The sequence below is a fragment of the Demequina phytophila genome, from assembly GCF_000971135.1.
GTDB lineage: Bacteria > Actinomycetota > Actinomycetes > Actinomycetales > Demequinaceae > Demequina > Demequina phytophila.
In genome coordinates this window covers 125117-151252 of sequence record NZ_BBLW01000002.1, presented here as the reverse complement: position 1 = coordinate 151252, position 26136 = coordinate 125117, and the positions used below count along the sequence as shown (strand labels likewise).

The 26136-nt window shown below is 73.9% G+C and carries 27 protein-coding genes; 8 read left to right on the top strand and 19 right to left on the bottom strand.

The features are described 5' to 3' along the window. The first annotated feature begins 13 nt into the window (after positions 1 to 13). From AOM01_RS03450 to moaA, 7 genes are read left to right on the top strand one after another with little or no spacing between them, the layout of a single operon-like run. A complete protein-coding gene (locus AOM01_RS03450; protein WP_062289033.1) occupies positions 14 to 415 on the top strand; it encodes a TOBE domain-containing protein in 402 nt (133 codons plus the stop codon). Next, the gene (gene modA, locus AOM01_RS03445; RefSeq protein ID WP_062289030.1) at positions 412 to 1197 is read left to right on the top strand and encodes a molybdate ABC transporter substrate-binding protein; all 786 of its coding nucleotides are present in this window, start codon (positions 412 to 414) and stop codon (positions 1195 to 1197) included. The genes AOM01_RS03450 and modA overlap by 4 nt, the downstream gene beginning before the upstream one ends. Positions 1198 to 1210: 13 nt before the next feature. Further along, the gene (locus AOM01_RS03440; RefSeq protein WP_062289027.1) at positions 1211 to 1975 is read left to right on the top strand and encodes an ABC transporter permease; all 765 of its coding nucleotides are present in this window, start codon (positions 1211 to 1213) and stop codon (positions 1973 to 1975) included. Beyond that, positions 1972 to 3012 (top strand): ABC transporter ATP-binding protein, encoded by a 1041-nt coding sequence (locus AOM01_RS03435; RefSeq protein WP_062289022.1) that lies wholly within the window; start codon positions 1972 to 1974, stop codon positions 3010 to 3012. The genes AOM01_RS03440 and AOM01_RS03435 overlap by 4 nt, the downstream gene beginning before the upstream one ends. A gap of 47 nt (positions 3013 to 3059) precedes the next feature. Further along, the gene (locus AOM01_RS03430) at positions 3060 to 3557 is read left to right on the top strand and encodes a MogA/MoaB family molybdenum cofactor biosynthesis protein (protein ID WP_062289019.1); all 498 of its coding nucleotides are present in this window, start codon (positions 3060 to 3062) and stop codon (positions 3555 to 3557) included. A gap of 2 nt (positions 3558 to 3559) precedes the next feature. After that, positions 3560 to 3970, top strand: coding sequence for a molybdenum cofactor biosynthesis protein MoaE (locus AOM01_RS03425; RefSeq protein ID WP_156155838.1), 411 nt, complete (start codon positions 3560 to 3562; stop codon positions 3968 to 3970). Then, positions 3967 to 4962, top strand: a complete 996-nt coding sequence (gene moaA / locus AOM01_RS03420; protein WP_062289014.1) for a GTP 3',8-cyclase MoaA — start codon at positions 3967 to 3969, stop codon at positions 4960 to 4962. Before AOM01_RS03425 ends, moaA begins: the two co-directional genes overlap by 4 nt. Here moaA and AOM01_RS03415 read toward each other — a convergent pair. After that, positions 4922 to 5686 (bottom strand): hypothetical protein, encoded by a 765-nt coding sequence (locus AOM01_RS03415; RefSeq protein WP_062289011.1) that lies wholly within the window; start codon positions 5684 to 5686, stop codon positions 4922 to 4924. The genes moaA and AOM01_RS03415 overlap by 41 nt on opposite strands. A gap of 212 nt (positions 5687 to 5898) precedes the next feature. Between AOM01_RS03415 and AOM01_RS03410 the strand changes: the two genes are divergently transcribed. After that, positions 5899 to 7323, top strand: a complete 1425-nt coding sequence (locus tag AOM01_RS03410; protein ID WP_156155810.1) for an HNH endonuclease — start codon at positions 5899 to 5901, stop codon at positions 7321 to 7323. 140 nt (positions 7324 to 7463) lie between these two features. On the opposite strand, the gene AOM01_RS03405 is transcribed toward AOM01_RS03410, so the two are convergent. From AOM01_RS03405 to hemC, 18 genes are all read right to left on the bottom strand, one after another. Continuing rightward, entirely contained in the window at positions 7464 to 7751 is a 288-nt protein-coding gene (locus AOM01_RS03405; protein ID WP_062289005.1) for a MoaD/ThiS family protein, read from the bottom strand. Beyond that, positions 7706 to 7954 (bottom strand): DUF6457 domain-containing protein, encoded by a 249-nt coding sequence (locus AOM01_RS03400; protein WP_082109944.1) that lies wholly within the window; start codon positions 7952 to 7954, stop codon positions 7706 to 7708. Before AOM01_RS03400 ends, AOM01_RS03405 begins: the two co-directional genes overlap by 46 nt. Beyond that, positions 7951 to 8517 (bottom strand): molybdenum cofactor guanylyltransferase, encoded by a 567-nt coding sequence (gene mobA / locus AOM01_RS03395; protein WP_169746504.1) that lies wholly within the window; start codon positions 8515 to 8517, stop codon positions 7951 to 7953. Before mobA ends, AOM01_RS03400 begins: the two co-directional genes overlap by 4 nt. Positions 8518 to 8528: 11 nt before the next feature. Further along, on the bottom strand, positions 8529 to 9020 hold the full coding sequence (moaC, locus tag AOM01_RS03390; protein ID WP_062288998.1) for a cyclic pyranopterin monophosphate synthase MoaC: 492 nt from the start codon (positions 9018 to 9020) through the stop codon (positions 8529 to 8531). Beyond that, a complete protein-coding gene (locus AOM01_RS03385; RefSeq protein ID WP_062288995.1) occupies positions 9017 to 10213 on the bottom strand; it encodes a molybdopterin molybdotransferase MoeA in 1197 nt (398 codons plus the stop codon). The genes moaC and AOM01_RS03385 overlap by 4 nt, the downstream gene beginning before the upstream one ends. Next, complete coding sequence (locus AOM01_RS03380) at positions 10206 to 10916, bottom strand: HesA/MoeB/ThiF family protein (protein ID WP_169746503.1); 711 nt, start codon at positions 10914 to 10916, stop codon at positions 10206 to 10208. The genes AOM01_RS03385 and AOM01_RS03380 overlap by 8 nt, the downstream gene beginning before the upstream one ends. Further along, positions 10906 to 11592: a sirohydrochlorin chelatase gene (locus AOM01_RS03375; protein WP_062288988.1), complete on the bottom strand. Its 687-nt coding sequence runs from the start codon at positions 11590 to 11592 to the stop codon at positions 10906 to 10908. The genes AOM01_RS03380 and AOM01_RS03375 overlap by 11 nt, the downstream gene beginning before the upstream one ends. Continuing rightward, positions 11589 to 12704, bottom strand: coding sequence for a uroporphyrinogen-III synthase (locus AOM01_RS03370; protein WP_369401515.1), 1116 nt, complete (start codon positions 12702 to 12704; stop codon positions 11589 to 11591). Before AOM01_RS03370 ends, AOM01_RS03375 begins: the two co-directional genes overlap by 4 nt. Before the next feature lie 13 nt (positions 12705 to 12717). Beyond that, positions 12718 to 13941: a uroporphyrinogen-III C-methyltransferase gene (gene cobA, locus AOM01_RS03365; protein ID WP_062288985.1), complete on the bottom strand. Its 1224-nt coding sequence runs from the start codon at positions 13939 to 13941 to the stop codon at positions 12718 to 12720. Continuing rightward, on the bottom strand, positions 13938 to 14321 hold the full coding sequence (gene nirD / locus AOM01_RS03360) for a nitrite reductase small subunit NirD (RefSeq protein WP_062288983.1): 384 nt from the start codon (positions 14319 to 14321) through the stop codon (positions 13938 to 13940). Before nirD ends, cobA begins: the two co-directional genes overlap by 4 nt. Next, entirely contained in the window at positions 14318 to 16888 is a 2571-nt protein-coding gene (nirB, locus tag AOM01_RS03355) for a nitrite reductase large subunit NirB (protein ID WP_062288980.1), read from the bottom strand. The genes nirD and nirB overlap by 4 nt, the downstream gene beginning before the upstream one ends. After that, positions 16888 to 18363, bottom strand: coding sequence for an FAD-dependent oxidoreductase (locus AOM01_RS03350; RefSeq protein WP_062288977.1), 1476 nt, complete (start codon positions 18361 to 18363; stop codon positions 16888 to 16890). Before AOM01_RS03350 ends, nirB begins: the two co-directional genes overlap by 1 nt. Further along, positions 18360 to 20513 carry a molybdopterin oxidoreductase family protein gene (locus AOM01_RS03345; protein ID WP_062288975.1) on the bottom strand — a complete coding sequence of 718 codons (2154 nt, stop codon included), beginning with the start codon at positions 20511 to 20513 and terminating at the stop codon, positions 18360 to 18362. Before AOM01_RS03345 ends, AOM01_RS03350 begins: the two co-directional genes overlap by 4 nt. Before the next feature lies 1 nt (position 20514). Further along, on the bottom strand, positions 20515 to 21915 hold the full coding sequence (locus AOM01_RS03340) for an MFS transporter (RefSeq protein ID WP_062288971.1): 1401 nt from the start codon (positions 21913 to 21915) through the stop codon (positions 20515 to 20517). A 232-nt stretch (positions 21916 to 22147) separates the two neighbouring features. Further along, positions 22148 to 23452 (bottom strand): glutamate-1-semialdehyde 2,1-aminomutase, encoded by a 1305-nt coding sequence (gene hemL / locus AOM01_RS03335; RefSeq protein WP_062288968.1) that lies wholly within the window; start codon positions 23450 to 23452, stop codon positions 22148 to 22150. Then, entirely contained in the window at positions 23453 to 24427 is a 975-nt protein-coding gene (gene hemB, locus AOM01_RS03330; protein WP_062288965.1) for a porphobilinogen synthase, read from the bottom strand. It abuts the gene before it with no gap. Further along, positions 24424 to 25203 (bottom strand): uroporphyrinogen-III synthase, encoded by a 780-nt coding sequence (locus AOM01_RS03325; RefSeq protein WP_062288962.1) that lies wholly within the window; start codon positions 25201 to 25203, stop codon positions 24424 to 24426. Before AOM01_RS03325 ends, hemB begins: the two co-directional genes overlap by 4 nt. Further along, a complete protein-coding gene (hemC, locus tag AOM01_RS03320; RefSeq protein ID WP_062288960.1) occupies positions 25200 to 26117 on the bottom strand; it encodes a hydroxymethylbilane synthase in 918 nt (305 codons plus the stop codon). Before hemC ends, AOM01_RS03325 begins: the two co-directional genes overlap by 4 nt. Between the last annotated feature and the right edge of the window lie 19 nt (positions 26118 to 26136).

The window sequence follows — 26136 nt, the reverse complement described above, 5'->3', positions numbered from 1 at the left end:
TAGCGTCACCTTCATGCCGCATCTGCGTATATCTGAGGCCGCCGCGCTCGTGGGCGTGAGCGACGACACGATCCGCCGCTGGATCGACGCCGAGGGCGTCGCGACCGTGCGGGACGGAGCGGGGAGGATCCTGGTCGACGGCGTCGACGTGGCCGCGTACGCCGCGCGCGGGACGGCGCCCGAGGACCCCACCGACGTGCGACGGTCCGCGCGGAACCGATTCACCGGGATCGTCACGCGCGTGGTCGCGGACGGCGTGATGGCGCAGGTGGACCTGCAGTGCGGGCCGCATCGCGTGGTGTCGCTCATGAGCGCGGAGGCGGCGCGCGAGCTCGCGCTCGAGCCCGGCGCGGTGGCGACGGCGGTGGTGAAGGCGACCACCGTGATCGTCGAGACGCCCGCGGGAGTCCGATGAGGCGTGTCGCGGCCGGGTCCCTCGCCGTAGCGGCCGCCGTGGCCGCGGTGTCCGTGACCGCCTGCTCGGGCGGATCCGGCGGCGAACCCGCAGCCTCCCTCGCACCCGGGTCCGAGGACACGACGCTGTGGGTGCTCGCCGCCGCCTCGCTCACGGACGTCCTCGACGAGGTCGCCACAGGCTTCGAGGCGGAGCACCCCGGCGTGGACGTGGTCGGGAACTACGCGGGTTCCACGGACCTCGCCGCGCAGCTGCTCGAGGGAGCGCCGGCGGACGTCTTCGTCTCCGCCGACGAGGCCACCATGGACAAGGTGGCGTCGCTGATCGAGGGGGCTCCGACCGTGGTGGCCACCAACACGCTCACGATCGTGGTGCCCGAGGGCAACCCGGCGGGCGTGACGGGCCTCGCGGACCTGGCGGACGATGCGCTGGTCACCGTGGTCTGCGCGCCGCAGGTGCCGTGCGGGGCGGCGACGGCTGCGGTCGCCGAGGATGCGGGCGTGGCCCTGTCCCCCGCGTCCGAGGAGCAGAACGTGACCGACGTGCTCGGGAAGGTGTCCGCCGGGCAGGCGGACGCCGGAATCGTCTACGTCACCGACGTGGCGCGCGCGACCGGCGTGGAGGCCGTGCCGATCGCCGGCGCCGACGAGGCGGTCAACCGCTACCCCGCCGCCGTCCTGTCGGGGGCGGCGCAGCCCGCTCTCGCGGAGGAGTTCGTCGACTACCTGGGCGGGCCCGAGGCGCAGGCGTTGCTCGCTGCCGCCGGATTCGGGGCGCCGTGACCGGGCTCGTGCCGTGACGGGGCCGCGGTGGCTGGCGCCGCTCGCGGCGCTCGGCGGGCTGCTGGTGCTGCTGCCGCTGGCGGGGCTGATCGCGCGCGTCGAATGGACGGACCTCTGGTCGCTCGTGACGTCGGAGGCGTCGCTCACCGCGCTCGGCCTGTCGCTGCGCACGTCCGTCGTGGCGACCGTCGCGACGCTGGTGCTGGGCGTCCCGCTGGGCTTCGTGCTGCACGGCATGCGCGGACCTCTCCGGGGGCTGCTGCGCGCCGTGGTGCTCGCGCCGCTGGTGCTGCCGCCCGTGGTGGGCGGCCTCGCGCTGCTGTACGCGTTCGGACGCCGGGGCCTGCTCGGCGAGGAGCTGGGCGGGTCGGTGGCGTTCACCACGCTCGCGGTGGTGATCGCGCAGACCTTCGTGGCCATGCCGTTCATGGTGGTGTCCGTCGAGTCCGCGCTGGCCGCGCGCAGCGGACGTCACGAGGCGATCGCGGGCACGCTCGGCGCGTCGCGGACCCGCGTGCTCACGCGGGTCACGCTGCCGGCGCTGGGCCCGGCGCTCGCCACCGGGGCCGTGCTCGCGTTCGCCCGCGCGCTCGGGGAGTTCGGGGCGACGCTCACGTTCGCGGGCTCGCTCGAGGGCGTGACCCGCACCGCGCCGTTGGAGATCTACCTGGTACGGGAGACCGACCCGGCGGCCGCCGCGGCGCTCTCGCTGGTGCTCGTCGCGGTCGCGATCGGCGTGGTGGCGCTCGCCTACCGGCCGTTGCGGGGCGCCGCATGACGGCGCTGGAGGCGCGCGTGCGCGTGCCGGCGCGCGGGGTCGACGCGACCGTCGAGGTGGCGGCGGGCGGCACGCTGGTCCTGCTGGGTCCCAATGGCTCGGGCAAGTCGACGGTGCTCGAGGCGGTCGCCGGGATGGTGCCCGGCGCGGACGTCCGGGTGACCCTCGACGGCGTCGACGCGCCGCGCGCGCCGCGGGACCGGCGCATCGGCCTGCTGTCACAGGACGACGCGCTCTTCCCCACCATGTCCGTGCGCGACAACGTGGCGTTCGGCCCGCGCTCGGCCGGGGCGTCGCGTGCCGCTGCGCGCGCGGAGGCGGACGCGTGGCTCGCGCGGGTGGGCCTCGACGGGCTCGGCGACCGCCGTCCCGGCGCGCTGTCGGGCGGGCAGGCGCGACGGGTGGCGATCGCGCGCGCGCTGGCCGCGGCGCCGCGGGTGCTGCTCCTCGACGAGCCGTTCGCGGGGCTCGACGTGGTGGTCGCCAGCGAGGTGCGCGGGCTGGTCGCGGGGCTGCTCGCGGGGGTCACCGCGGTGGTCACCACCCACGACGCGCTCGACGCGTACGCCCTCGCGGACACCGTCGCCGTGATGGACTCCGGGGCGGTGGTCGAAGCGGGCGAGGCCGTCGAGGTGCTGACCCGGCCGCGGACCAGGTTCGCCGCCCGCATGGGCGGGCGCGTGCTGGTCGAGGGGACGATGCGCGGCGGCGCCCTCGAGATCGCCGCCGGGGTGCGGGTGCCGGTGAGCGGGGGGCCCGGTGCGGGCGTCCCTGCGGCGGTCGCGGCGCATCCGGGCGCGGTGGCGCTGGCATGGTCCGAGCCACCCGAGTCGCGCGCGTCGGGATCCGCGTGGGTCGCGGACGCCGTGCGCGGGCTCGAGCCGCGGGGCGACGTGGTGCGGGTGCACGGCGCGCTGCTGGCGGCGGACGTGCCCGTCGAGGTGGTGGGCGGGATCGCCGCGGGGACACCCGCGTGGTTCGGGGTGCCCCGCGGCCTCGAGGCGTACGCGCTCACCGCGGGCGCTCCGGCGCGGTGACGGCGGCGCAACACGGCCGCAATCCGACCCTTCGTAGACTGGCGAGCATGTCCCCCGTCCTCGCCGGCGTGACGATCGCCGTGGTCACCGTGTCCGACCGCTCCGCCGCGGGCACGCGGGACGATGTCACCGGTCCCCTTCTGGTGGACCGCCTCGCGGCCGCGGGGGCCGAGGTGACGCGGTCGCTCGTGCCCGATGACGTCGCGGAGATCCGCCACGCGCTCGAGGGTGCCGTCGCCGCGGGCGCACGCGCCGTGGTGACCACCGGCGGCACGGGCGTCGCACCGCGCGACGTCACGCCCGAGGCGACCGCCCCGCTGCTCGCGCGGACGCTGCCAGGGATCCCCGAGCTGCTACGCCAGCGGGACGCGCACCTCACACCGGCGGTCGCGCTGTCCCGAGGGTTGGCCGGGGTGACGGGCGGGTCGCCTGGAGCGCTGATCATCAACCTGCCGGGGTCCGTGCGCGCGGTCGAGTCGGCGCTCGGGGTGCTGCCCGGGCTGATCGCGCACGCGGTCGCACAGCTGGACGGAGGAGACCATTGATCGTGCTCGCCGCGGTGTCCGAGGAACCGCCGTCGCTGGCCGCGCACGTGGACGCCGTGTCCGGACCGCGCGCCGGTGCGATCGCCACGTTCATCGGGACGGTCCGCGACCACGACCCCTCGGTCACGGGTGAGGTGGTGGGGCTCGACTACTCCGCGCACCCCTCGGCCGCCGACGTGATCGAGGCGATCGCCGCGCGCCACGACGCCCCGGACCTGACGGTCGCCCTCACCCACCGCATCGGCCACCTGGCCGTGGGAGACGCGGCGATCGTCGTCGCGGTGTCCGCACCGCATCGTCGCGAGGCGCTCGACGCCGTGTCCTCGCTGGTCGAGGACGTGAAGGCGAACCTTCCCGTGTGGAAGCGAGAGCTGCTCGCCGACGGGTCGCACACGTGGGTGGGTGTCGCATGAGCGGGCTGGTCGACCGGTATGGGCGCGTCCACCGCGACCTGCGGATCTCGCTGACGGACCGCTGCTCGCTGCGGTGCACGTACTGCATGCCCGCGGACGGGGTGCCGTGGCTGAGGTCGTCCACCTTGTTGAGCACCGACGAGCTCGTGCGGCTGACCCGTGTGGCCGTGTCGCTCGGGGTGCGGGAGGTGCGGCTCACCGGCGGCGAGCCGCTGCTGCGTCCCGACGTGGTGGACGTGGTCGCCGCGCTGGCCGCCCTGCCCACGCCGGACGGGCCGCTGGACCTCTCGCTCACCACGAACGCGCTGCGGTTGCCGGCGCTCGCCGCGCCGCTGCGCGACGCCGGGCTCGACCGGGTCAACATCTCGATCGACACGCTGCGGCGCGGGCGCTTCGTCGAGCTCACGCGCCGCGACCGGCTCGCGGACACGCTTGCCGGGATCGAGGCCGCGCGCGCCGTGGGTTTCTCGCCGATCAAGCTCAACGCGCTCATCATGCGCGGGGTCAACGACGACGAGATCTGCGACCTCGTGTCCTTCGCCGTGGAGCGCGGGCTCGAGATGCGGTTCATCGAGCACATGCCGCTCGACGGCGGCCACACGTGGCGGCGCGAGGAGATGGTGACCGCGGAGGAGCTCCTCGCCGTGCTCGCATCGAGATTCGAGCTCGAGTCGCTCGGGCACGACGGCTCCGCCCCGGCGGAGACGTTCCGGATCGCGGGAACGTCCTCGACGGTCGGGGTGATCGCGTCGGTGACGCGGGCCTTCTGCGACCGCTGCGACCGGGTGCGGCTGACCGCCGATGGCCAGTTCCGCAACTGCCTGTTCGCGCGCGAGGAATCCGACCTGCGGACGCGCATGCGGGAGGGGGCGGACGATGCGGCGCTCGCCTCGGCCATGCAGGCGTGCGTCGCGGGCAAGCGGCCGGGGCATGGGATCGACGATCCCTCCTTCATCCAGCCCGCCCGTCCCATGAGCGCCATCGGCGGGTAGGCGCGCGCTCTCGCCTGTCGACGCGTGCGGCGCGGGTGGCCCCGTTGCGGGACGCGCGCAGCCGGTGGTGGTGCACCTCGGGGTCACCGGCGCGACCGCGTGCGCGCAGCAACGTCACGCCCCACCACGTCGCCCACGCGGGCAGGGCGATCTGGAAGGCAAGCCCACCCACGGTGATCGAGAGGAGGGCCGGCCACCCCAGCCCCGCGCCGGGGAGCCCGCCGAGCGCATCCGGGTCCGTGCCCGCAAGGACGTCCCTGATCCCCAGCACACCCGCACCGAGAAGCACCGCGACCACGGTCCCGGCGTCGCGCTGCCAGGGCGTCATGGGCATGGGGTCAGGGGTGCGGCGGCACCATGCGGCGAGCCACGGCGCGACGAGCGACCACCCGAGAATGTGCACCAGCGCCGCCCTCACCCAACCAGACGAGTCCGTGATGATGAGGAGCGATCCCAGCACCGCGATCGCGACCCCCGCGGTCGCGAGCCCGGCCCAGACCAGCCGCGCAGGCGTGCGACCGCGCGGTGTCGCGGCGATGGCGACCCAGACCAGCACGCCCGCGACCCACGCCTGCACCGCGTTGGAGATGTCTGCCGCCGTGCCGAGCGCCGTGTCGGGCGCGGCGTAGTAGCCCGCGACCAGGGCCAGGCCGGCGAGCCCAGCGACGCCCAGCGCCATCGCGGTGAACCCGACGGCGCGGCGGCGGGACCGCGTGGTGCGCACCGTCCCAGTCTGGCGCGTCCCACGCGACTCGTGCGGCCAATGCCGCCGTTACCAGGCCCGTCGCCGTTCTCCACATCCCTTTTATCCTGATTGTCAGACCCCGGTGGTGTGATGGTCGTATGGATGCACCGCACCTGTTCGATGACTTGCCTGGCGGCTCTGGCGCCGGGTTCGCGTCGGCGTGTGTGGATGCTCGGGTGGCGGTGGGGACGATGCGGTCGCTGGCTTCGGTGGCCGGCTGTCCGGATGCGGTGGAGCGGTTGGGTGCGGCGGCGCAGGTCGCGCACGAGATGGATCTGGTCCTCGCCCGTACCGCGCGCGACATCGAGGTCCAGTCGGATGTGCCCGGGGGTGGGCTCGCGAAGCGTCATGGCTTCCGCTGCGCGGCTGATCTGGTGGCGTCGCGGATGGGGACTCACAAGGCTGAGGCGGTCCGGCTGATCGAGGTGGGTCGGGCGCTGGAGGAGAGGGAGAAGGGCGGCAAGCCCAAGCCTGATCCGGGTCCCGATCCCGATGAGCCGGATCCCGGTGACCCCGACGAGTCGAATCCTGATGACCCCGAGGACGAGGACGAGGACCGCGGCAAGGACGACCCGCAGCCCACCCCTCAGGTGCGGTATCGCGCGATCGTGACCGAGGCTCTCCACGATGGGCTGATCTCCGCGGATTGCGGGTCGCAGATCCTCATCATGCTCGACTCGCTGTCGGAGGACGTGACGGATGACGCGAAGGAGGAGGCCGCAGCCGACCTCGTCAAGCGCGCCCAAGGGTTGGATTCGGGCAAGTTCGCCTCGATCGTGCGCGGTTTCAAGGCCGCGCTCGACGTGGAGCAGCATGAGCGCACCCTGGCCCAGAAGCGTCGGGAACGGTATCTGAAGATCTGGAACAACCGTGAGGGCATGGTCGAGCTCCACGGCGTGCTCGATCCCGAGACCGCCGCACCCCTACAAGCAGCGTTGAGCAAGCGCGTCGGTGACGCGATCCACGCCAGCCGCAACACCCCCGGCGAGGACGTCCGCACCACCGAGCAGATGCGAGCCGACGCGCTAGCGGACCTCGCCCGTCACGCCCTGGGCTGTGAGACCACCACCGCCTTGTTCGCCACCACCACCGTCGTCGTGCGCGCCACCGCAGCCGACCTCGAATCCGGCACAGGCCTAGCTGAGGTCGACGGCTGTGCCACCCCGATCGGGATGAGCATCGCGTTGCGCATGGCCGCCACCGCGATCATCCAGCCGGCCCTCATCGGCGACAAGGGCGAGCTGCTCAAGCTCGGACACCGCATCTACCCGTTCTCCAAGGCTCAACGCATCGCCCTGGGCGAGCGTGACGGCGGCTGTGCGAAGTGCGGAGCCCCTCCCGCGTGGGTAGAGGCTCACCACATCATCTTCTGGTCCAGAGGCGGCCCCACGAGCCTGTCCAACGGGGCCCTTCTTTGCTCCCACTGTCACCACGTCATCCATGATCAAGGCTGGCAGGTCAGGGCCACCGACACCGAGATCTGGTTCATACCCCCAGCATCAGTCGACCCGACACGCACCCCCTGGCAAGGCGGCCGAGCACGCTTCGGCACCCCCCGACCCTGGAACAAGAAGGCCACCACCGACGGCGACGATTCCGGCCGCCCGCCCACATAGCTACCCCGCCCCGCGGCGCTACCCACCCGGGCGGCGCCGCTCAGGCACGTCCAGGCAGTCCAGACACCGCCGATCACGGGTGCGACGTGGTCCAAGATCCGACGCCAGCTACCCCGCCCGGCCCCCGTACGTGAGAGCGCCTATCCGCCAGCGAAGGGCGGCAGCACGTCCACGAGGTCGCCGGCAGCCAGGGACGCAGAGTCGTCGAGCCGCTCCCCCGACCGAAGGATCGCGCACTGGCGGATCACCCGCGGCGCCTCGGCACCCCGAGCCGCGAGTGCCTCGCGCAGCCCCGCCACCGATCCCGAGACGGCACCCGCGTCGAGCGTGAGCTCCGGCGCGCCTGCGGCCTCGGCGGCTGCAGCGAACAGCCGCACCGTGATCACTCGGGCGCCCAGCTCGACGCGAGGGCTGAGGCCTTCGCGCATTCGGGCGCGATGTCGTCTCCCGCAGCCGCCCGGCGCCCCGCGGCATAGCCGACCAGGAACGTGGTGAGCGGTGCCGCCGGCCGCACCACCGAGTGCGCCGCATCGCGCGCGACGTCGAGCAGGGCCTGCACGTCCACCTCACCCAGGTCGAGGTCGAGCTCCTTCGCGAGCGCGGCCACCCAGTCCTCCATCGTTGCGGTCATCCCATCCGCTCCTTCCAATAGCGCTGGTCGTCGGGGGTGTCGAGGTCTCGCGACAACCCGCGCGAGTCCCCTACCGCCGTCATCGGCAGGTCTCCGACCAGCCTACGCAGCGACGCATCGGCGAGGTTCGCCGCGCAGCGCGGCGCCAAAGACGCCGTGGGGTACGCCGCCAGAAGGAACTGGGGGCATCCCTCCTCGTCCACCACCCACGCCCCACGCGTGGCGGAGGCCGCCGCCACCAACGGAGGCACCGCCTCGCCCGCGAGCGGGGTATCGACGCCGAGCACCACGGTGAGCGGGCTCGGCTCGCGGTCCCGCGCCAGCTCCGCCATCCCCGCGGCCAGCGCCGCCGCCGGACCCGACCCCGGCGGGTCCTCGACCGTCCACCGCACCCGATCCCGCTGCGGACCGCCCACCACCGCCACGCACGCCGCACCCGCCACCGCCTCGAGCGCGAGGTCCAGCAGCGGCCGCCCGCCTACCACCAGGTCGGGCTTCGAGACCCCGCCCAGGCGCATGCCACGCCCGCCGGCGATGATCATCGCGTCGAACCGGGGCGGCACCGCGGGGTCCGTCACTCGCGGCGCCAGGATCCCGACTTGCCGCCCTCCTTGGCGATCAGCCGGATGTCGCGGATGGTGGTGCCCTTGTCGAGCGCCTTGACCATGTCGACCACGTTGAGCGCCGCCACCGACACCGCGGTGAAGGCCTCCATCTCGACTCCGGTGCGGTCGGCGGTGGACACCGTGGCGGTGATGGCGACACCCTCGTCCTCGATCTCGACCTCGACCACCGCACCATGAACGCCGATCACGTGCGCGAGCGGCAGCAGCTCAGGGGTCCGCTTGGCGGCCGCGATGCCCGCGATCCGCGCGAGCGCAAGCGCATCGCCCTTAGGGACCGTGCCGTCCCTCAGCGCCGCGACCACGTGCGGCGCGCACGCGACGAATCCCGTCGCGGTCGCCGAGCGGACCGTCGGCTCCTTGCGGGTGACATCGACCATGCGGACCTGGCCGCGCGAATCGAGGTGGGTGAACGTGGGCGGCGTGGACTGCGGGTCGCTCATGCGGTGAACCTCCTGACGGCGACGATATCGCCCGCGGCGATCGCATCGACATCGGCACGCACCCGCGCGAGCCCGTCCGCCGCCGCCAGCCGCGCCGCCAAGTGCGAGCCGGACCCGCCGGAGGTCGCCGGCCGCACCCCCTCCGCGGACAGCACTACCGGCATCACCTGCTCCCGCCCGGGCGGGCAACGCCAGGACTCGAGCGCACGCATCGGTTCCCACGCGGGCTCGGGGACGCCCCGCATCGCCCGTACCGCCGGCGCGACGAACACCTCCGTACACACCGCGACCGCGACAGGGTTGCCAGGCAGGCACACCACCGGCACCCCGCCCACGCGCCCCAGACCCTGCGGCTTGCCCGGCTGGATCGCCACCGTGAGGAAGGCCACCCCCGCTTCCGAGAGCCCGGCCTTGACCGGGTCGTGGTCGCCCACGCTCGCGCCGCCCGTCGTCACCACGAGGTCGGCACCCGCGGCGGCCGCCGCGGCAACCGCCTCCAGCACTGCCGTGGGCGAGTCGCCCACGGTCCCCAGGTCGACCGGCGATGCCCCCAGCGCGCGCAGCGCCCCCGCGAGGTAGACGGCGTTGGACTCCCAGATCTGCCCCGGCCCCAAGGACGCGCCCGGCGCCGTGAGCTCGTCGCCCGTTGCCAAGAACGCGACCCGCGGCGCCGGGACCACCACCACCGAAGCGACCCCCGCCGCCGCGATCGCCGCGAGGTGCCGCGGCCGCAGCCGCACCCCGGCCGCGACCACCACCGCACCCGCCGCCGCGTCCTCGCCGCGCCGCCGGATGTGGGCCCCGAGCACCACGGGTGCCGGGACCACCACCCCGCCGTCGACCACCGCGACCCGTTCCTGCGGCACCACCGCATCGACCCCCGGCGGCACCGGCGCACCCGTCATGATCCGCACGGCCTGACCGGAGCCCACTGCGTCGGAGAACGGGTGACCCGCCGCGGACTCCCCCGCCACCGACAGCCGCACCGGCGCATCGTCCGAGGCAGCGTCCACATCGGACGCGCGCATGGCGTACCCGTCCATCGCCGAGTTGTCGAACGGCGGCAGGTCGCCCGCGGCGAGCACGTCGACGGCGAGCACGGCGTCGAGCCCGTCGGCGAGACCCACCAGCCGCGGCTCCGGCGGCGTCACGAGCGCGAGCACCTGGGCCAGATGCTCGGCGGCGCTACGCACGCACACCGCCCGCGAGCGGCAGCGATCGCCACGCCCCGTCGCGCGCGTCCAGCACCTGCAGCGTCCCCGCGAGCCCCGGGCCGGCGCCCGTGAGCAGCACCACGGCCTGCGAGGCCATCGCCGCGCCCACCTGCCCGCACAGCGGCCCCAGCACGCCGCCCGCGTCGCACACCCCGAAGTCCGGCGCCGGCTCCTCGGGGAACACGTCCCGCAGCCGGCCGCCGCCGGCGAAGACCGTCACCTGGCCGTACCACCCCTGCACCGCGCCCCACACGAGCGGGACGCCCAAGCCGGCCGCGGCATCGTCCACCGTGAGCCGCGAGGGCCACGTGTCGGTGCAGTCGAGGATGAGATCATGCCCCGCGAGGAGGGACGATGCGGTGGCGTCGGTCAGCCGGGCATCGACGATCGAGACCACGGTCGAGGGGGCGACGTGCCCCAGCGCTCGCGCGGCGGCCGTCACCTTCGCGTCGCCCACGTCGGACGGCCCGAACAGGACCTGGCGGTGCAGGTTGGTGACCGAGACCCTGTCCGAGTCGATCAGCGTGAGCGATCCGACGCCCGCAGCAGCGAGGTAGAGCGCCGCCGGACAGCCGAGCCCGCCGACCCCGACCACCGCCACGCGCGCCGAGCCCAGAGCCGCCTGGCCCGCGGCCCCGAAACCGGGCAACGCGCGCTGGCGGACGAACGCGTCAGCTTCCACCCGCGTCACGGTACCGGTCGAGCACGATCTCCACGAGGCGCGGGTGCGGGGCGAGGGGCGCGGTCACATAATCGGCGCCCGCCTCCGCGAGGCGCTTCTGGAAGAAGCCTGGCGCGAGCAGGAAGGACGCGACCGCCACCTCGCCGTCCTCGCCGTTGTTGCGGGCGTCGGCCACCGCGTCGGCCACCGTGGGGTGGATACCGGCCGCGTAGCCCACGCGCACCGGGCCGTCCCACCGCGCACGGAGCATCTCCGCGGCGGCCAACGTGTCCGCCTCGCTGCGCGGGTCCGAGGATCCGGCGGCCGCGAGGATGAGCGTGGTGGTGGGCGGGACATGCGCCTCGCGGATGCGGTCCATCACGATGTCGATGAGGCGCGGGTCCGGCCCGAGGGCCTTCGCGGCGGTCACGTCGTCGCGGCCGTGAACGGCCTCCGCGATGTCGTGATAGACGTGGTAGCCGCCCGCGAGCAGCAGTGGCACTACCACGGCGGACGTGCCCGAGGAGGGCGGGACCTCGGCAACCACCTCCTTGCAGTACGGTCCGTGGACGTCGACGTAGGCGTCGCGGACCTCGATGCCGGACAGCGCTGCCCGGATGTCCTCGACCACGCGCAGGATGGTCGCCTGCCCGCCCTCGTCGCGCGTGCCGTGCGCGCATGCGATCAGGGCGGTCATGCCGCGCTCACCGCCAGCGCGTACCCGCGCTTCACCACCGTACGAACCAGCATGGGTGCCCCCGAGTTCTCCCTCAGCCTGTTGATCGCCGCCTCCACCGCGTGAGGCCCCGCCTTCTCGCCCGGCAGCACCTCCGCGAGCTGCTCGCGGGTGAGGACGTTGCCCTTGGCGTGCGCGAGCGCGCGCAGGATCTCGAGGCCGGTGGGCGTGAGCGGCAGCACCCGCCCGCCCAGCACGGCGGTGGTGGCCCGCATCACCAGCGGGCCGTCGGGCGTGGTGATGCCCACCGCCGACTCGGTGAAGTCCTGCACCAGCAGCCGCACCAGCGCCCCGAGGCGCCAGCGGTCCGGGTGGCGCACCACCAGGTCCGCCGCCTCGAGCGGCGCCGCGGTGACCGGACCGACGGCCGCGATCACGAGGTCCCCGGATGCCGCCCGCGCCCGGATCGCGTCGAGGACGTCCCGTGAGCGCGCCGTCGCGAGCCACGACTCGGCGCCCGGCGCGGAGGTGAACAGCACCGCATCGACGCCGCCGGACGCGGCCTGGTCGATCCACTCCGCGTGCATCTCGGGCGCGAGCGGCGCGCCCCAGCCGTACACGAGCAGGCTCTGGACGGTGGCGCCCGCCGCGGTGAACGCCTCGTCGAGCCCGTCCGAGCCGTTGCCGTGGTGCTGGACCGCGACGCGCAGCCCGTCCACGCCTTCCGCGAGGAGATAGTCGCGCAGCTCCGCGGCGGTCTCGGACTCGGCGACCCAGTCGGCCTCGAGGCCGGCCTGCTGGATCGCGCCCCGCGCCTTGGGACCGCGGGCGATGATCCGCGCGCCGCGCAGGGCGTCGAGCAGGTCCTCGGCGAGACCGGCCGCGTCGGCGGCCTCGATCCAGCCGCGGAAGCCGATGCCCGTCGTCGCGACCACGATGTCCGGCGGCGTCGCGATGAGCGCCCGGGTGTCCGCGATCAGCTGGGCGTCGTCGAGGTGCGGGATGGTGCTGAGCGCGGGAGCGTGCTTGACGATCGCCCCGCGCCGCTCCAGGGCAGACGCCAGCTCGCGCTTCCGGCGGTCCGCGGTGATGACCATCACGCAACCCGACAGCGGCTCTCCGACCACCGACACGCGGACCTCCCTGTCACTCTCGACGCGGCGTCGCCGCGATCTGCGAGGCCAGAAGGTCCGGCCTCGCCACGTTTCCGATGACGATAACGGCGGGAGGTTTCACCCCTGTTTCTCCCGCGATAAGAACGATGTCCGCGAGGGTGCCGTGCGTCACACGCTCGTCGGCGGTGGTCCCCGACTCGACGATCGCGACCGGTGTGTCCGGAGCCGCACCACCCGCGAGGCCCGCCTCCACGATGTCCGGCAACGCCGCCACTCCCATGAGGACCACCACCGTGGTGCCGTGCGCCATGGCCGCCACCGAGGTCGCGTCCGCGCCCGCGTGACCCGACGTCACGAGCACCGCCGTCGACAGCCCGCGCTGCGTCACGGGGATGCCCGCGCGCGCCGGCACCGACAGCGCCGAGGTCACGCCGGGCACCACCTCGACAGGCACGCCGGCCTCGAGGCACGCGTGCACCTCCTCGCCGCCGCGCCCGAGCACGAACGGGTCGCCGCCCTTGAGCCGCACCACCGTCCGTCCCTCGCGAGCATGCGACACCAGGATCCGGTTGATCTCGTCCTGCGGCACCGGGTGGCGGTCGGGGGACTTGCCGACGTTGATCACCTCGACGTCGTAGGGCACCGTCACCAGCAGCTCCGTGGTGCCCAGGCGGTCCGTCACCACCACGTCGGCCTCCGCGAGCGCCTGGCGCCCCCGCACCGTGATGAGCCCGGGGTCTCCCGGTCCCGCGCCCACGAGGATGACGCGGCCCGCGCCCGTGCGGCGGCGGCGCAGGTCCGCGCCGCCCGTGTCGAGGTGCGCCGCGATCGCGTCGCGCACCGCGCGGATGCGCTTGGGGTCGGGCCGGTCCGTGGAGATCACACCCACCGCGAGCTCGCCGTGCCGCGAGACCGCCGCCTGCCGCGCGGTGCCGCGCGACGCGTCGGACGCATCGATGCAGAACACCCGGCGCTCCTCCGCCCACCCGGCCACCGCATCGTTCACCGCGGGGTCGGACGTGGCGGCGAGCACGAACCAGGCGTCGTCGAGGTCCGCGGGCGTGACCGCCCGCGCCTCCCACGTGAGGTCGCCGTGCTGCGCGAGCCGCACGATGTCGTCCGAGGCGACAGGCGCCACCACGGCCACCCGCGCCCCCTCGGCGAGGAACCGCTTCACCCTCCGCGACGCGACGTTGCCCGCGCCGGCGACGAGCACGCGCCGTCCCTTGAGGTCGATTCCGAAGAGCGCCGTCACTCGCTGCCTGCCAGGTCGATGATCACCTGGCCATTGTCGAGGGTCACGGGGTACACGACCAAGTCCGGCGCCTGACCGTCCTTCGGCGACTTGTCCATGGTGACCAGGCATGTCCCGTCGAGCAGCGAGAACACCTGCTTGTAGATGGGCGACGCGATGGTCGGCACGTCGCCGCGCGAGCCCGTGATGCCGCGCGACATCACGGACGCGCCGGAGAACGGGTCCAGGTTCTGCACGGCGTGGACGCTGCCGTCAGCGAGCCGGAAGATCGCGACCTGCTCGCCGCCCACCAGCGCGGCGACGCCGAGCTCAGGGGTGAGGCGGTCGTAGGCGCACACCACGGTGGCGGTGGACGATGCGGTGGCGGGGACGGCGGTCATGACCGGACCTCCAGGGTCGAGGGGGCGATGAGGACCGCGCCGCCGGCGCGCTCCTCGGGGGTGGCGGGGCGGCGCTGTCCGCGCTGCTCGACGTAGGCGAGGGTGGGGTCGGCCTGGTCGGGCGCGTTGACGAAGCTGGTGAACTGCTGGAGCCGCACCGGGTCGTTGAGGACCGCCTTCCACTCATCCTCGTAGGAGTCGATGTGGCGGGCCATGTGCGCGTCGAGCTCCGCTCCCAGGCCCAGCGAGTCCTCCACCACGATCTCGCGGATGCGGTCGAGGCCGCCCTCGTGCTCCTGTTGCCAGGGCGCCGTGCGCTGCAGGCGGTCCGCGGTGCGGATGTAGTACATGAGGTAGCGGTCGATCACCTGGAACACCTGGTCGTCGGGGACGTCCTCGACCAGCAGCTGCGCGTGGACCGGCGTGAAGCCGCCGTTGCCGCCCACGTACACGTTCCAGCCCTTGTCGGTGGCGATGACGCCCACGTCCTTGCCGCGCGCCTCGGCGCACTCGCGCGCGCACCCGGACACGCCCAGCTTGAGCTTGTGGGGGCTGCGCAGGCCGCGGTAGCGCAGCTCGAGCGCGATCGCCATGCCCACCGAGTCCTGGACGCCGTACCGGCACCAGGTGGACCCGACGCAGGACTTCACGGTGCGCAGCGACTTGCCGTACGCGTGGCCCGACTCCATGCCGGCGTCGACCAGCCGCTTCCAGATCGACGGCAGCTGCTCGAGCCGGGCGCCGAACAGGTCGATCCGCTGACCGCCCGTGATCTTGGTGTAGAGGCCGTAGTCCTGCGCGATCTGGCCGATCAGGATGAGGTGCTCGGGGAGGATCTCGCCGCCCGGCACGCGCGGCACCACCGAGTAGGTGCCGTCCTTCTGCATGTTCGCCATGACGCGGTCGTTGGTGTCCTGGAGGGCGGCGCGGTCGTCGCCGAGGACGTGCGCGTTGTAGAGGCTCGCGAGGATCGACCCGACCGTGGGCTTGCAGATGTCGCAGCCGCGTCCGGTGCCGAACCGCTCGATGACCTCGCTGAACGTGGTGACCTCCGCGACCTTGATCGCGTTGAACAGCTGCGTCCGGGACAGCGCGAAGTGCTCGCACAGCGCGTTCGACACCTCGATGCCCGACTTCTCGAGCTCGGTGCCCATGATCTTCTTCACCAGCGGCAGGCAGGAGCCGCACGAGGTGCCGGCCTTGGTGCACGCCTTGACCGCGCCCAGGTCGTGGCAGCCGTCGTGGTTGACGGCATCGCGGATCGCGCCGGCGGAGACGTTGTTGCACGAGCACACGCCCGCCGAGTCCGGCAGCTCGATCTCGCCCTTCTCGACCGAGCCCTCGGGAAGGATCCACGCGGCCGGGTCGCCCGGAAGCGCGGCGCCCACCATGGGCCGCAGCGACGCATAGGCGCTCGCGTCGCCGACCAGGACGCCGCCGAGGAGGGTGGTCGCGTCGTCGGTGAGGACCAGCTTCTTGTAGACGCCGTTGACCGGGTCCGCGTAGACCATCTCGAGCGCGCCCGGGGTGGTGGCGAACGCGTCCCCGAAGGACGCGACGTCCACGCCGAGCAGCTTGAGCTTGGTCGCCATGTCCGCGCCCGGGAAGGTCGAGCTCCCGCCCAGCAGCCGGTCCACCGCGATCTCCGCCATGGTGTTGCCGGGGGCGATGAGGCCCAGGCAGGCGCCCTGGATGCACGCCACCTCGCCGATCGCGCTCACCGCGGGGTCCGCGGTGAGGCACGTGTCGTCCACCACCACGCCGCCGCGGGCGCCGATCTCGAGGCCCGCCGTCGCGCCCAGCTCGTCGCGGGGCCGCACGCCGGTGGCGAACACCACGACGTCGACGAGCTGCTCGCCGCCGTCCGCGAACAGCAGGCTGCCCACGTGGCCGTCCTTGCCCGCGCGGATCTCCTGGGTCGCGGTGTTGCAGCGCACCGTCACGCCCATCCGCTCGATGAGGCGCTTGAGCGCCTCGCCGCCGCCCTCGTCGACCTGGAGGTTCATGAGGCGGTCAGCGAACTGGATCACGGTGCTGACGGCGCCGAGGCTCTGCAGGGCTCCCGCGGCCTCGAGGCCCAGCAGGCCGCCGCCGATGACCGCGCCGCGCACCGGGCGGCCCAGCGCGGCACGCCGCTCCTCGACCCAGCCGCGCAGGGCCGCGACGTCGTCGACCGTGCGGTACATGAAGACGCCGGGCAGGTCCGCGCCCGGCGTAGGCGGCGCCCACGCGTAGGACCCGGTCGCGAGGACCAGGTGGTCGTAGGCGACCTCCCGGCCGCCGTCGACGCGCACGATGCGCCGGTCCCGGTCCACACCCGTCGCACGGGTGTCGCGGTGGAGGGTGACCAGGGGGTCGTGCCACAGGGCGGGGTCACCCAGCTGGAGCTCGTCGGGGCTCTTGAGCTGGAAGTAGCTGGTGAGGGCCACGCGGTCGTACGGCGCACGCGGCTCCTCCGCGAGGACCTCGACGCTGTAGCGCCCCGCGGTGTCGCGGGCGCGCAGCGCCTCGGTGAACCGGTGGGCGACCATGCCGCCGCCCACGACGACGATGTGCTCGGTGGTCATCATGCCTCCCCTGTGCCCGCGAGCGCGGGAACCTTGGTGCCGCTCGCGGCGGTCGCGAGCATCTCCTTCACCAGCGACCTGCAGTCGCCGCAACCCGTGCACGCCCGGGTGGCGCGCGACACGTCCTCGACGGATCCGCAGCCGTCCGCGATGGCGTCGTTGATCCGTCCCTTCGACACGGTGTTGCACTGGCAGACCGTGTCGTCGTCCTGCATGTCCTTCGCCGACCGGACGGCCGGCGCGGCGCCCGCGATGGGCCGGACGATCAGGTGGGCCGGGTCCGTCGGGACCGGCAGCCCCCGCGTGTAGAGCGCCTGGAGCTCGGTCGCGGTGATCTTGTCGCCCACCACGGTCGCGCCGACCAGGCGGCCCTCGTGCACCACCACCTCCACGAACCGGCCCACGGCGGGGTCGGAGATGCGCACGGCACGCAGCAGGCGGTCGCCGTGCTCGAACTTGCCGGACAGGCCCATGGTGACCACCTCGAGACCGGACGCCTTGACCCGGACCACGTTGGTGCGGTCGGTGCCCGCCGCATCGTCCCGCGGCGCGGCGCCCGCACCCGCCCACGCGTCCACCAGGCGTCGTGCCTGGTCCCAGCCCTGGGCGACCAGGCCGGTGCCGCCCTCGGGCGGCTGCGCGCAGTCGCCGATCGCGAAGACCGCGGGGTCGGCGGGCGAGGCGAGGTCCTCCCCCACCACCACGCCGCGCTCGCACGGCAGGCCGGCACGGCGTGCGAGGGCCGTCTCGGGGATGGTGCCGGCGCACATCACCAGCAGGTCCGTGAGGATCTCGGAGCCGTTCGCCAGCTCGACGCCGGACACGTGACCGCGACGCTCCATGACCCGCACCACCGAGGACTGCGTCACCACCGTCATGCCGAGCCGCGCGAGGGAGTCGACCGCGACCTGCGAGGCGGAGGAGCCCAGCTGGCGCTCCATGAGGCGGTCGGCGTGGTGGACCAGGGTGACGGCGAGGCCGCGCGCCGCGAGGCCGGTCGCGACCTCGAGGCCCAGCACGCCCGCGCCCAGCACCACCGCGCGGCGTGCCTTGGGCAGCGCCTCGAGGATGCCGCGCGCGTCGGCGAGGTCCTTGAGGACGCTCACGCCGTGCACCAGCCCGTCGGGGTTGGCGACGTGCTGGATCTGGGGGATGCGCGCGGCGGAGCCGGTGGCGAGGACCAGGCGGTCGTAGCGGTGGACCGAGCCGTCCGAGGCGGTCACGAGCCGGCGCGAACGGTCGATCTCGACGGCGGACACGCCCTGGTGCACGTCGACGCCCTCGACGTCGGGGCCGACGAGCGCGATGCCGTCGGCGTCCTGCTTGCCGGCGACCACGCTCGACAGGAGCACGCGGTTGTAGGGCGCGGTGTCCTCGCGGCCCAGCACGGTGACGTGCGCGCCGGGCACGCGGGCGGCGGCGTCCTGCGCGAAGCGCGAGCCCACCATCCCGTGGCCGATCACGACGATCCTCATCGGAGCGCTCCTTCCCTCACGGCGGCCTCGTCGAGACGCGTGGCGCGGATCTCGACCGCCGTGACCTTGAACTCGGGCATCGCCGACGTCGGGTCGGTGGCGTCGTTGGTGAGGCGGTTCGCGCTGCCGGCGCCCGCCCAGTGGAACGGCATGAAGACCGTGTCGGGGCGGATGTCCGCGGTGAGGCGGACGGGCGCCATCGCCTCGCCGCGCGCGCTGGTGAGGATCGCGACCTCGCCGGCGGCGATCCCCAGCCGCTCGGCGAGCAGCGGGTGCATCTCGACGAAGGCCTCGGGCTGCGCCTGCGCGAGCTCCTCGACGCGACGGGTCTGGGCGCCCGACTGGTAGTGCTGCAGCACCCGACCGGTCACGAGGTAGGTGGTCGCGCCGGGACGGACGTCGTCGGCCGGACCGCGGTGCGACACGGCGATCATGCGGGCGCGCCCGCTCGGGGTGGGGAAGGTCTCGAGGAAGGGGCGCGGGGTGCCGGGGTGGGCGGCGGTGCCCGGCGTCGCGACGGGGACGGGCCAGAACAGCTCCTCCCCCGCGTCGAGGCGGGCGTACGTGACGCCGCTGTAGTCGGCCTTGCCGCCGGCGGAGGCGCGGGCCATCTCGTCGAACATCACCTCGGGGTCCTCGCTGAACAGCGCCGTGCAGCCCAGGCGGGCCGCGAGCTCGCGCAGGATCCACAGCTCGGAACGCGCCTCGCCGGGGGCGTCCACCGCGCGACGGCGACGGATGATCCGCCCCTCGAGGTTGGTCATGGTGCCCTCCTCCTCGGCCCACTGGGTGACCGGGAGGATGACGTCGGCGAGCATCGCGGTCTCCGACGGCACGATGTCGCACACCACCAGCAGGTCGAGCGCGCGCAGGCGCTCCTCGACGCGCGTCGCGTTGGGGGCGCTCACCACGACGTTGGAGCCGTGGACCAGGAGCGCGCGCGGGCCGCCGGAGGTGCCGAGCGAGGTCAGCAGCTGCACGGCCGGGACGCCGGGTCCGGGGATCGTGTCGGGGTCGACGCCCCACACGCCTGCCACGTGAGCCCGCGCAGCGGGGTCCGTGATCATCCGGTAGCCGGGCAGCTGGTCCGACTTCTGGCCGTGCTCGCGGCCGCCCTGGCCGTTGCCCTGACCCGTGACGGGGCCGAAGCCCGAGCCGTGGCGCCCGATGAGCCCCAGCGCGAGCGCGAGGTTGATCGCCGCGCTCACGCAGTCCGTGCCCTGCGCCATCTGCTCGATGCCCCGTCCGGTGAGGATGTACGCCCCCCGGCCGCCGCGCGAGGGGGATGCGGCGGCCAGGAGGCGTGCGACCTCGCGGAGCGTGTCCGCGGGGATCCCGGTGGCGGCCTCGGCGCGCTCGGGCCACCACTGGGCGACCGAGCGGCGCACCTCGTCGAGGCCCTCCGCCCGGTCCGCGAGGTAGGCCACGTCGTGCAGGCCCTCGGCGAGCACGATGTGGAGCAGCGCGAGGAGCACCACCATGTCGGAGCCGGGGACGGGGGCGAGGTGGATCCCCGCGCCGTCCCGTGCGAGCTTCGCGGTGACGGTCTGGCGCGGGTCCACCACCACCAGGCCTCCCCGCGAGCGCACCCCTGCCAGGTGCTGCACGAACGGCGGCATGGTGACGCCCATGTTCGAGCCGAGGATCAGCACGGCGTCCGCGCCGCCGAGGTCGGAGAGCGGGAACGCGAGACCGCGGTCCATGCCGAGCGAGCGGTTCGACGCGGCGGCCGCGGACGACATGCAGAACCGGCCGTTGTAGTCGATGAGCCGGGTGTGCAGCGCGAGCCGGGCGAACTTGCCCAGGGCGTACGCCTTCTCGTTGGTGAGGCCGCCGCCGCCGAACACGGCCACCGCATCGTCCCCCGACTCGGCCTGGAGCGTCGCGACCCGCGACGCCACCAGGTCGAGCGCCTCGTCCCAACCCGCCTCGCGGAAGCCGCCGTCCGCGGTCCGCAGCAGCGGCACCGTGAGACGGTCGGCGGCGCGAAGCACCTCCGGGGAGGTCCAGCCCTTCTGGCACAGTCCCCCGCGGTTGGTGGGGAACTCGCGCCCCTCGACCGTCACCGGGATGCGTCCGGCGGCCGGGGTGAGGGTCTGCGCGCACTGCAGCGCGCAGTAGGGGCAGTGGGTGGGGACGGGGCGCGTCATGTCAGACGTTCCGCATCTCGGCGCCCTTGCGCAGGTAGAACACCCACGTGATGACCGCCATCGCGAGGAACACGACCACGTAGATCTGGAGCGCGGGGACGATGGTGCCCGTCTGCTCCTTCGCGATCTTGTAGATGAACGGGATCGCGAAGCCGCCGAAGGCGCCCACCGCGGAGATGATGCCCACCGCGCCCGCGGCCTGACGCTTGAAGTCCAGGCGGCTCTCCTCGGTGTCGGATCCCTTGCGGGCCTGGATGCGTCCGAAGATCGACGGGATCATGCGATACGTCGACCCGTTCCCGATCCCGGTGGCGGCGAACAGCACCATGAAGCTGACGAAGAACAGCCCGAGCGAGTGCTGCTGCACGCCCACCACCGCGGTGATGCCCGCGATCGCCATCACCACGAACGCGCCGACGGTGATGATCGCGCCTCCGACGCGGTCCGCGAGCTTGCCGCCGTACGGGCGCGACAGCGAGCCGATCAGCGCCCCCAGGAAGCCCCAGCTGAGCGCGATGTCCGCGCGCTCGAACACCACGGTGAGCAGCGTGGGGAACGCCGCCGAGTAGCCGATGAAGGAACCGAAGGTGCCGATGTAGAGGAACGCCATGAGCCAGGTGTGGCCGTGGCGCAGCGAGGCGGCCGTGGGCTTGGGGTCGGCCTTGGCCTCGCGCAGGTTGTCCATGAAGAGGAACGCGAGAACCGCGGCCGCCAGGGCGAGCGGGACGTAGACCAGGCCGGCGGCCGAGAGGCCGAGCGCGCCGATGCCGATGACGAGCGGCACCAGCTTCTGCGCGACCGCGACGCCGATGTTGCCGCCCGCGGCGTTGAGCCCGAGCGCCCAGCCCTTCTCCTTGTCCGGGTAGAAGAACGAGATGTTCGACATCGACGAGGCGAAGTTGCCGCCGCCGAAGCCGGCCGTCGAGGCGATCGCGACCAGCACGCCGAACGGCGTCGACGGGTCCTGCACCGCCCACGCGAGCCCGAGCGTCGGGATGAGCAGCAGGACCGCGGAGATGACGGTCCAGTTGCGGCCGCCGAACACCGGCACCGCGAACGTGTAGGGGACGCGCAGGAACGCGCCCACGCCGGACGCGACCGCGAGGAGCGTGAAGCCCTGGCTCGCGGTGAGGGCCCAGCCGTTCGCGCCGGTGGCGACGAGCTCGCCCGTGGCGGCGTCGAACGTGCCGTACATGCGGACCACCACGATCGACCACAGCAGCCACACGGAGAAGCCGATGTGCTCGGCGACGATCGAGAAGACGAGGTTGCGGAACGCGATGGACTTGCCTCGGGCCTCCCAGAACAGCTCGTTCTCGGGCTCCCAGCGCTCGATCCACCGGCCCTTGCCGATGATGCCTGGCTCGACTGCCGCGACGGCGGCCTTGTCGGAAACGGTCATGGCCCCTCCCTGGGGACTGAGGTCCGACCGGGGCGGTCGCCCCGCGGGGAATCGGACTCTCCCGAAGGTAGGGAAGGGAGGTTTCACCCGAGGTCACGTCGTGTGAAACGTGGGAGAACTCTTCCTCACCTGGCACGCGGTGCCGCTGTGAGGGCGCTCACCGTACCCTCACGCGCCCGTGAGGAAGGTGATGTACCAGGGACGATGCGGCAGTCGCCGCTTCGACGACGTTTCAGGCGTTCTCGGTGGACGCCCACTGCTCGACCGTCGACACGATGTGCCGGACGTCGTTGACGGAGTGGGCGGCGGTGACGAACCACGCCTCATAGGCGCTCGGCGGCAGCGCGACCCCCTCGCGCCGCAGCGCGTGGAACAGGCGCCCGAAGGCGGCCGTGTCCTGGCGAGACACGTCGTCGAAGGTGACCGGAGCCTCGTCCAGCCCCAGGAAGAACGAGAACAGCGTGCCGGCGCGGCCCACGGCGTGCGCGATGCCGTGCGCGGTGAGCGCGGCGGACACGCCGTCCACCAGCGACTGCGCGGTCGCGGCGACGCGCGCGTGCACGTCGTCGGTGAGCAGGCGCATGGTGGCGAGGCCCGCCGCGACCGCGACGGGGTTCCCCGACAGCGTGCCTGCCTGATAGACCGGGCCGAGCGGCGCAAGCTGCTCCATGAGGTCCTGGCGGCCGCCCAGCGCGGCGACGGGCAGGCCGCCGCCGATGACCTTGCCGAAGGTCACGAGGTCGGGTGTCCACGGGTCGAGACCCGCGGCGAGGTCGTGGTCGCGCTCGACGCCCCAGTAGCCGGCGGGGCCCGCGCGGAAGCCCGTGAGGACCTCGTCGAGGATCATCACGGCGCCCTCGTGGCGGCACAGCGTCGAGATGAGGCGGTTGAAGCCCTCGGGCGGGCGGATCACGCCCATGTTGGCGGGCGCGGCCTCGACGATCACGCCGGCGATCTCCGCGCCGCGCTCCGCGAACGCGTCGGTGAGGGCGGCCTCGTCGCCGTACGGCAGCACCAGGGTGTCGCGCGCGGCGCCCGGCGTGACGCCCGCGGAGTCGGGCACTCCCGCGGTCGCGAGGCCCGAGCCCGCGGCGACCAGCAGCGCGTCCGAGTGGCCGTGGTAGCAGCCGGCGAACTTCACGATCACGTCGCGTCCGGTCGCGGCGCGCGCGAGGCGGATCGCGGTCATGGTGGCCTCGGTGCCGGTGGAGACCAGGCGCACCCGCTCGGCGGGCGCGTAGCGGTCGCGGATGATCTCCGCGAGCTCCACCTCGGCCTCGGTGGTCGCCCCGAACGACAGCCCGCGAGCCGCGGCGGCCTGCACCGCTGCGACCACCTCGGGCTTCGCGTGCCCCAGGATCGCGGGGCCCCACGAGGCGACCAGGTCGATCATCTCGCGGCCGTCCGCGTCGGTGATCCGCGACCCGCTCGCCGAGGCGATGGGCACCGGCTCTCCCCCGACGCCGTTCCAGGCGCGCACGGGCGAGTTCACGCCGCCGGGCAGGATCGCGCGGGCGCGCTCCGAGTACGAGGACACTTAGTTCTCCTTGAGCCAGGCGGCGAGCTCGAGCGCCGCGTAGGTGACGACGATGTCGGCGCCGGCCCGGCGCATCGACGTGAGGGCCTCGAGGTGAGAGGCGCGGCGGTCCAGCCAGCCGTTCGCGGCGGCCGCCTCGATCTGGGCGTACTCGCCCGACACGTGATAGGCCGCGACGGGCACGCGCGATTGCGCGGCGACCTCGGCGACCACGTCGAGGTACGGCAGCGCCGGCTTCACCATCACCATGTCCGCGCCCTCGAGCTCGTCGAGCTCGGCCTCGTGCAGGCCCTGGCGGCCGTTCGCGGGGTCGATCTGGTAGGTGCGCCGGTCGCCCTGGAGCTGGCTGTCGACGGCCTCGCGGAAGGGACCGTAGAACGCAGAGGCGTACTTGGCGGCGTACGCGAGGATCGCGGCGTCGGTGAAGCCCTCCGCCTCGAGCGCCTCGCGCACCACGGCGACCTGGTGGTCCATCATGCCGCTGAGGCCGAGCACGTGGGCGCCGGCGCGGGCCTGCGCGAGGCCCATCGCGGCATAGACCTCGAGCGTGGCGTCGTTGTCGACGCGGCCGTCGGAGGACAGCACGCCGCAGTGGCCGTGGTCGGTGAACTCGTCGAGGCAGAGGTCCGCCATGACGACCAGCCGGTCCCCCGCGGCCCCCGCGGCCGCGGCGATCGCGCGGTTGAGGATGCCCTCGGGGTCGATGGCCCCGGAGCCGACGGCGTCGCGCACGGAGGGGATCGCGAAGATCATGAGGCCGCCCAGGCCCGCCGCGATCGCCTCCTCGACCAGACCCGCCACCGCGCTCAGCGGGTGCTGGGACACACCCGGCAACGACGCGATGGGTCGCGGCTCGGTGAGGTCCTCGTGGATGAAGACCGGCAGCACCAGCTCGGACGCGTGCGGTCGCACCTCGCGCACGAGGCGGCGCATCGCGGGCGTGGCGCGCAGGCGCCGCGGACGGTACGAGGTCATGACGGGTCTCCCTGGGTGGGGGTGGCGAGCGCCGCGTCGAGCGCGGCCCGGATCCCAGCGTAGGTGGGCGCGGTGGCGACGGCGTCCACGGCGAGGCCCGCGGCGCGGGCCCCCGCCTCCGTGGTACGCCCGATGGCGACGATGCGCGTTCCGGGGGCGACCGACGGGCACGCGGCGGCGAAGCGCTCGGCGACCGAGCCGGACGTCAGGAGGACCGCGTCCAGGCGACCGTCCGCTGCCGCGGCGACCGTGGCATCGTCCATCCCCGGGCCGTCGACGGTGCGATACGCCTCGACGCCGTCGACCCGCCAGCCCTGGCGCGCGAGGCCCCGAACGAGCGCGGGTGACGCGAGGTTGCCGAGCGGCGCGAGCACGCGCCCGGTTCCCACGGGCAGCTCGGCGACGATGCCGCGAGCGTCGGCGCGGGAGGCGGGCACCAGGTCGACGGTGAGGCCCACCTCCGCGCAGACCGCGCGCGTCGCCTCGCCCACCGTGGCGACGCGTGCGCCGGGCTGCGGCTCGGCGAGCGTGCGCCCGTGCGCGCGGGCGATGCGGTCCATCGCGAGCACCGCGTTGCGGCTCGTGACCGCCATCCAGTCGTAGGCGCCGTCGAGCCACGCGAGCGTCGCGGCCTCGAGCGCGGCCGGGTCCGCGGGCGGCACGATCGCGATGAACGCGACCGCGGTCACGTCCGCACCCTCGGCGGCGAGCTGCTCGGCGAAGGCGGTGCGCTCCGCGGTGACGGGCACCAGGAGGCGGCGGCCCGCGAGGCTCATGCGCGACCCATGAGGCGTTCGGCGCCGCGGCCCAGCAGCGAGAAGCCGCTCGAGCGCCCGATCGCCGCGGCCTCCGCGATCACCCCGGAGTTGCGCTCGTTGAGCGCGAGCGTGCCGTCGGTCGAGATCACCCGCGTGTGCAGGGTGAGGCGGCCGCGCGTCACCGTCGCGTGCGCGGCCACCGGGGCGGCGCAGCCGGCGTCGAGCACGCGCAGCGCCTCCCGCTCGGCGGTGACGCACGCGCGGGTCTCCGCGTGGTCGAGACGGGCCAACAGGTCGCGGAGCTCGAGGGGCGCGTCCGCGCGGATCTCGATCGCGAGGGCGCCCTGGCCGGGTGCGGGCAGCATGGCCGCGACGTCGAGCGGCTGCGTCGCGTCGTGGGAGCGGCCCAGGCGGTTGAGCCCGGCCGCGGCCAGCAGCACGCCGTCGAGGTCCTGTCCGATGTGGCCCAGACGGGTGTCGACGTTGCCGCGCAACGGCCGGACGTCGAGGTCGGGGCGCATCGCCAGCAGCTGCGAGCCCCGGCGCGGCGAGCCGGTGCCGATGCGGGCGCCGGCCGGCAGGTCCTCGAGGGCGCGGCCGTCCGTGCACAGCACGTCGCGCGGGTCCTCGCGCTCGGGGATCGCGACCACGTCGAGGCCCGGGTACGGCTGTGTGGGGACGTCCTTGAGCGAGTGGACGATGAAGTCGCACTCATCCGCGAGCAGAGCCTCGCGCAGCGCCGTGACGAACACGCCGGTCTGCGACAGCCCCACCAGGGAGCCGCGGTCCACGTCGCCCTTCGTGGTGACCTTCACGAGCTCCACGGCGGCCTCGACGCCCCCGTCCGCCGCCGCGGCGACCACGGCGTCCGCGAACTGCCCGGACTGCGCCGTCGCGAGCGCGGATCCACGGGTGCCGAGGCGAAGATTCATGCGGTCCAGGGTAGTCGTC

Bases quoted from the DNA above. Each gene is read 5' to 3' on its own strand.
- AOM01_RS03450 (WP_062289033.1), top strand. From the start codon at position 14: ATGCCGCATCTGCGTATATCTGAGGCCGCCGCGCTCGTGGGCGTGAGC.
- modA (WP_062289030.1), top strand. From the start codon at position 412: ATGAGGCGTGTCGCGGCCGGGTCCCTCGCCGTAGCGGCCGCCGTGGCC.
- AOM01_RS03435 (WP_062289022.1), top strand. From the start codon at position 1,972: ATGACGGCGCTGGAGGCGCGCGTGCGCGTGCCGGCGCGCGGGGTCGAC.
- AOM01_RS03430 (WP_062289019.1), top strand. From the start codon at position 3,060: ATGTCCCCCGTCCTCGCCGGCGTGACGATCGCCGTGGTCACCGTGTCC.
- moaA (WP_062289014.1), top strand. From the start codon at position 3,967: ATGAGCGGGCTGGTCGACCGGTATGGGCGCGTCCACCGCGACCTGCGG.
- AOM01_RS03410 (WP_156155810.1), top strand. From the start codon at position 5,899: ATGCGGTCGCTGGCTTCGGTGGCCGGCTGTCCGGATGCGGTGGAGCGG.
- AOM01_RS03405 (WP_062289005.1), bottom strand. From the start codon at position 7,751: ATGCGCGAAGGCCTCAGCCCTCGCGTCGAGCTGGGCGCCCGAGTGATC.
- AOM01_RS03400 (WP_082109944.1), bottom strand. From the start codon at position 7,954: ATGACCGCAACGATGGAGGACTGGGTGGCCGCGCTCGCGAAGGAGCTC.
- moaC (WP_062288998.1), bottom strand. From the start codon at position 9,020: ATGAGCGACCCGCAGTCCACGCCGCCCACGTTCACCCACCTCGATTCG.
- AOM01_RS03375 (WP_062288988.1), bottom strand. From the start codon at position 11,592: ATGACCGCCCTGATCGCATGCGCGCACGGCACGCGCGACGAGGGCGGG.
- nirD (WP_062288983.1), bottom strand. From the start codon at position 14,321: ATGACCGCCGTCCCCGCCACCGCATCGTCCACCGCCACCGTGGTGTGC.
- nirB (WP_062288980.1), bottom strand. From the start codon at position 16,888: ATGACCACCGAGCACATCGTCGTCGTGGGCGGCGGCATGGTCGCCCAC.
- AOM01_RS03350 (WP_062288977.1), bottom strand. From the start codon at position 18,363: ATGAGGATCGTCGTGATCGGCCACGGGATGGTGGGCTCGCGCTTCGCG.
- AOM01_RS03345 (WP_062288975.1), bottom strand. From the start codon at position 20,513: ATGACGCGCCCCGTCCCCACCCACTGCCCCTACTGCGCGCTGCAGTGC.
- AOM01_RS03340 (WP_062288971.1), bottom strand. From the start codon at position 21,915: ATGACCGTTTCCGACAAGGCCGCCGTCGCGGCAGTCGAGCCAGGCATC.
- hemB (WP_062288965.1), bottom strand. From the start codon at position 24,427: ATGACCTCGTACCGTCCGCGGCGCCTGCGCGCCACGCCCGCGATGCGC.
- AOM01_RS03325 (WP_062288962.1), bottom strand. From the start codon at position 25,203: ATGAGCCTCGCGGGCCGCCGCCTCCTGGTGCCCGTCACCGCGGAGCGC.
- hemC (WP_062288960.1), bottom strand. From the start codon at position 26,117: ATGAATCTTCGCCTCGGCACCCGTGGATCCGCGCTCGCGACGGCGCAG.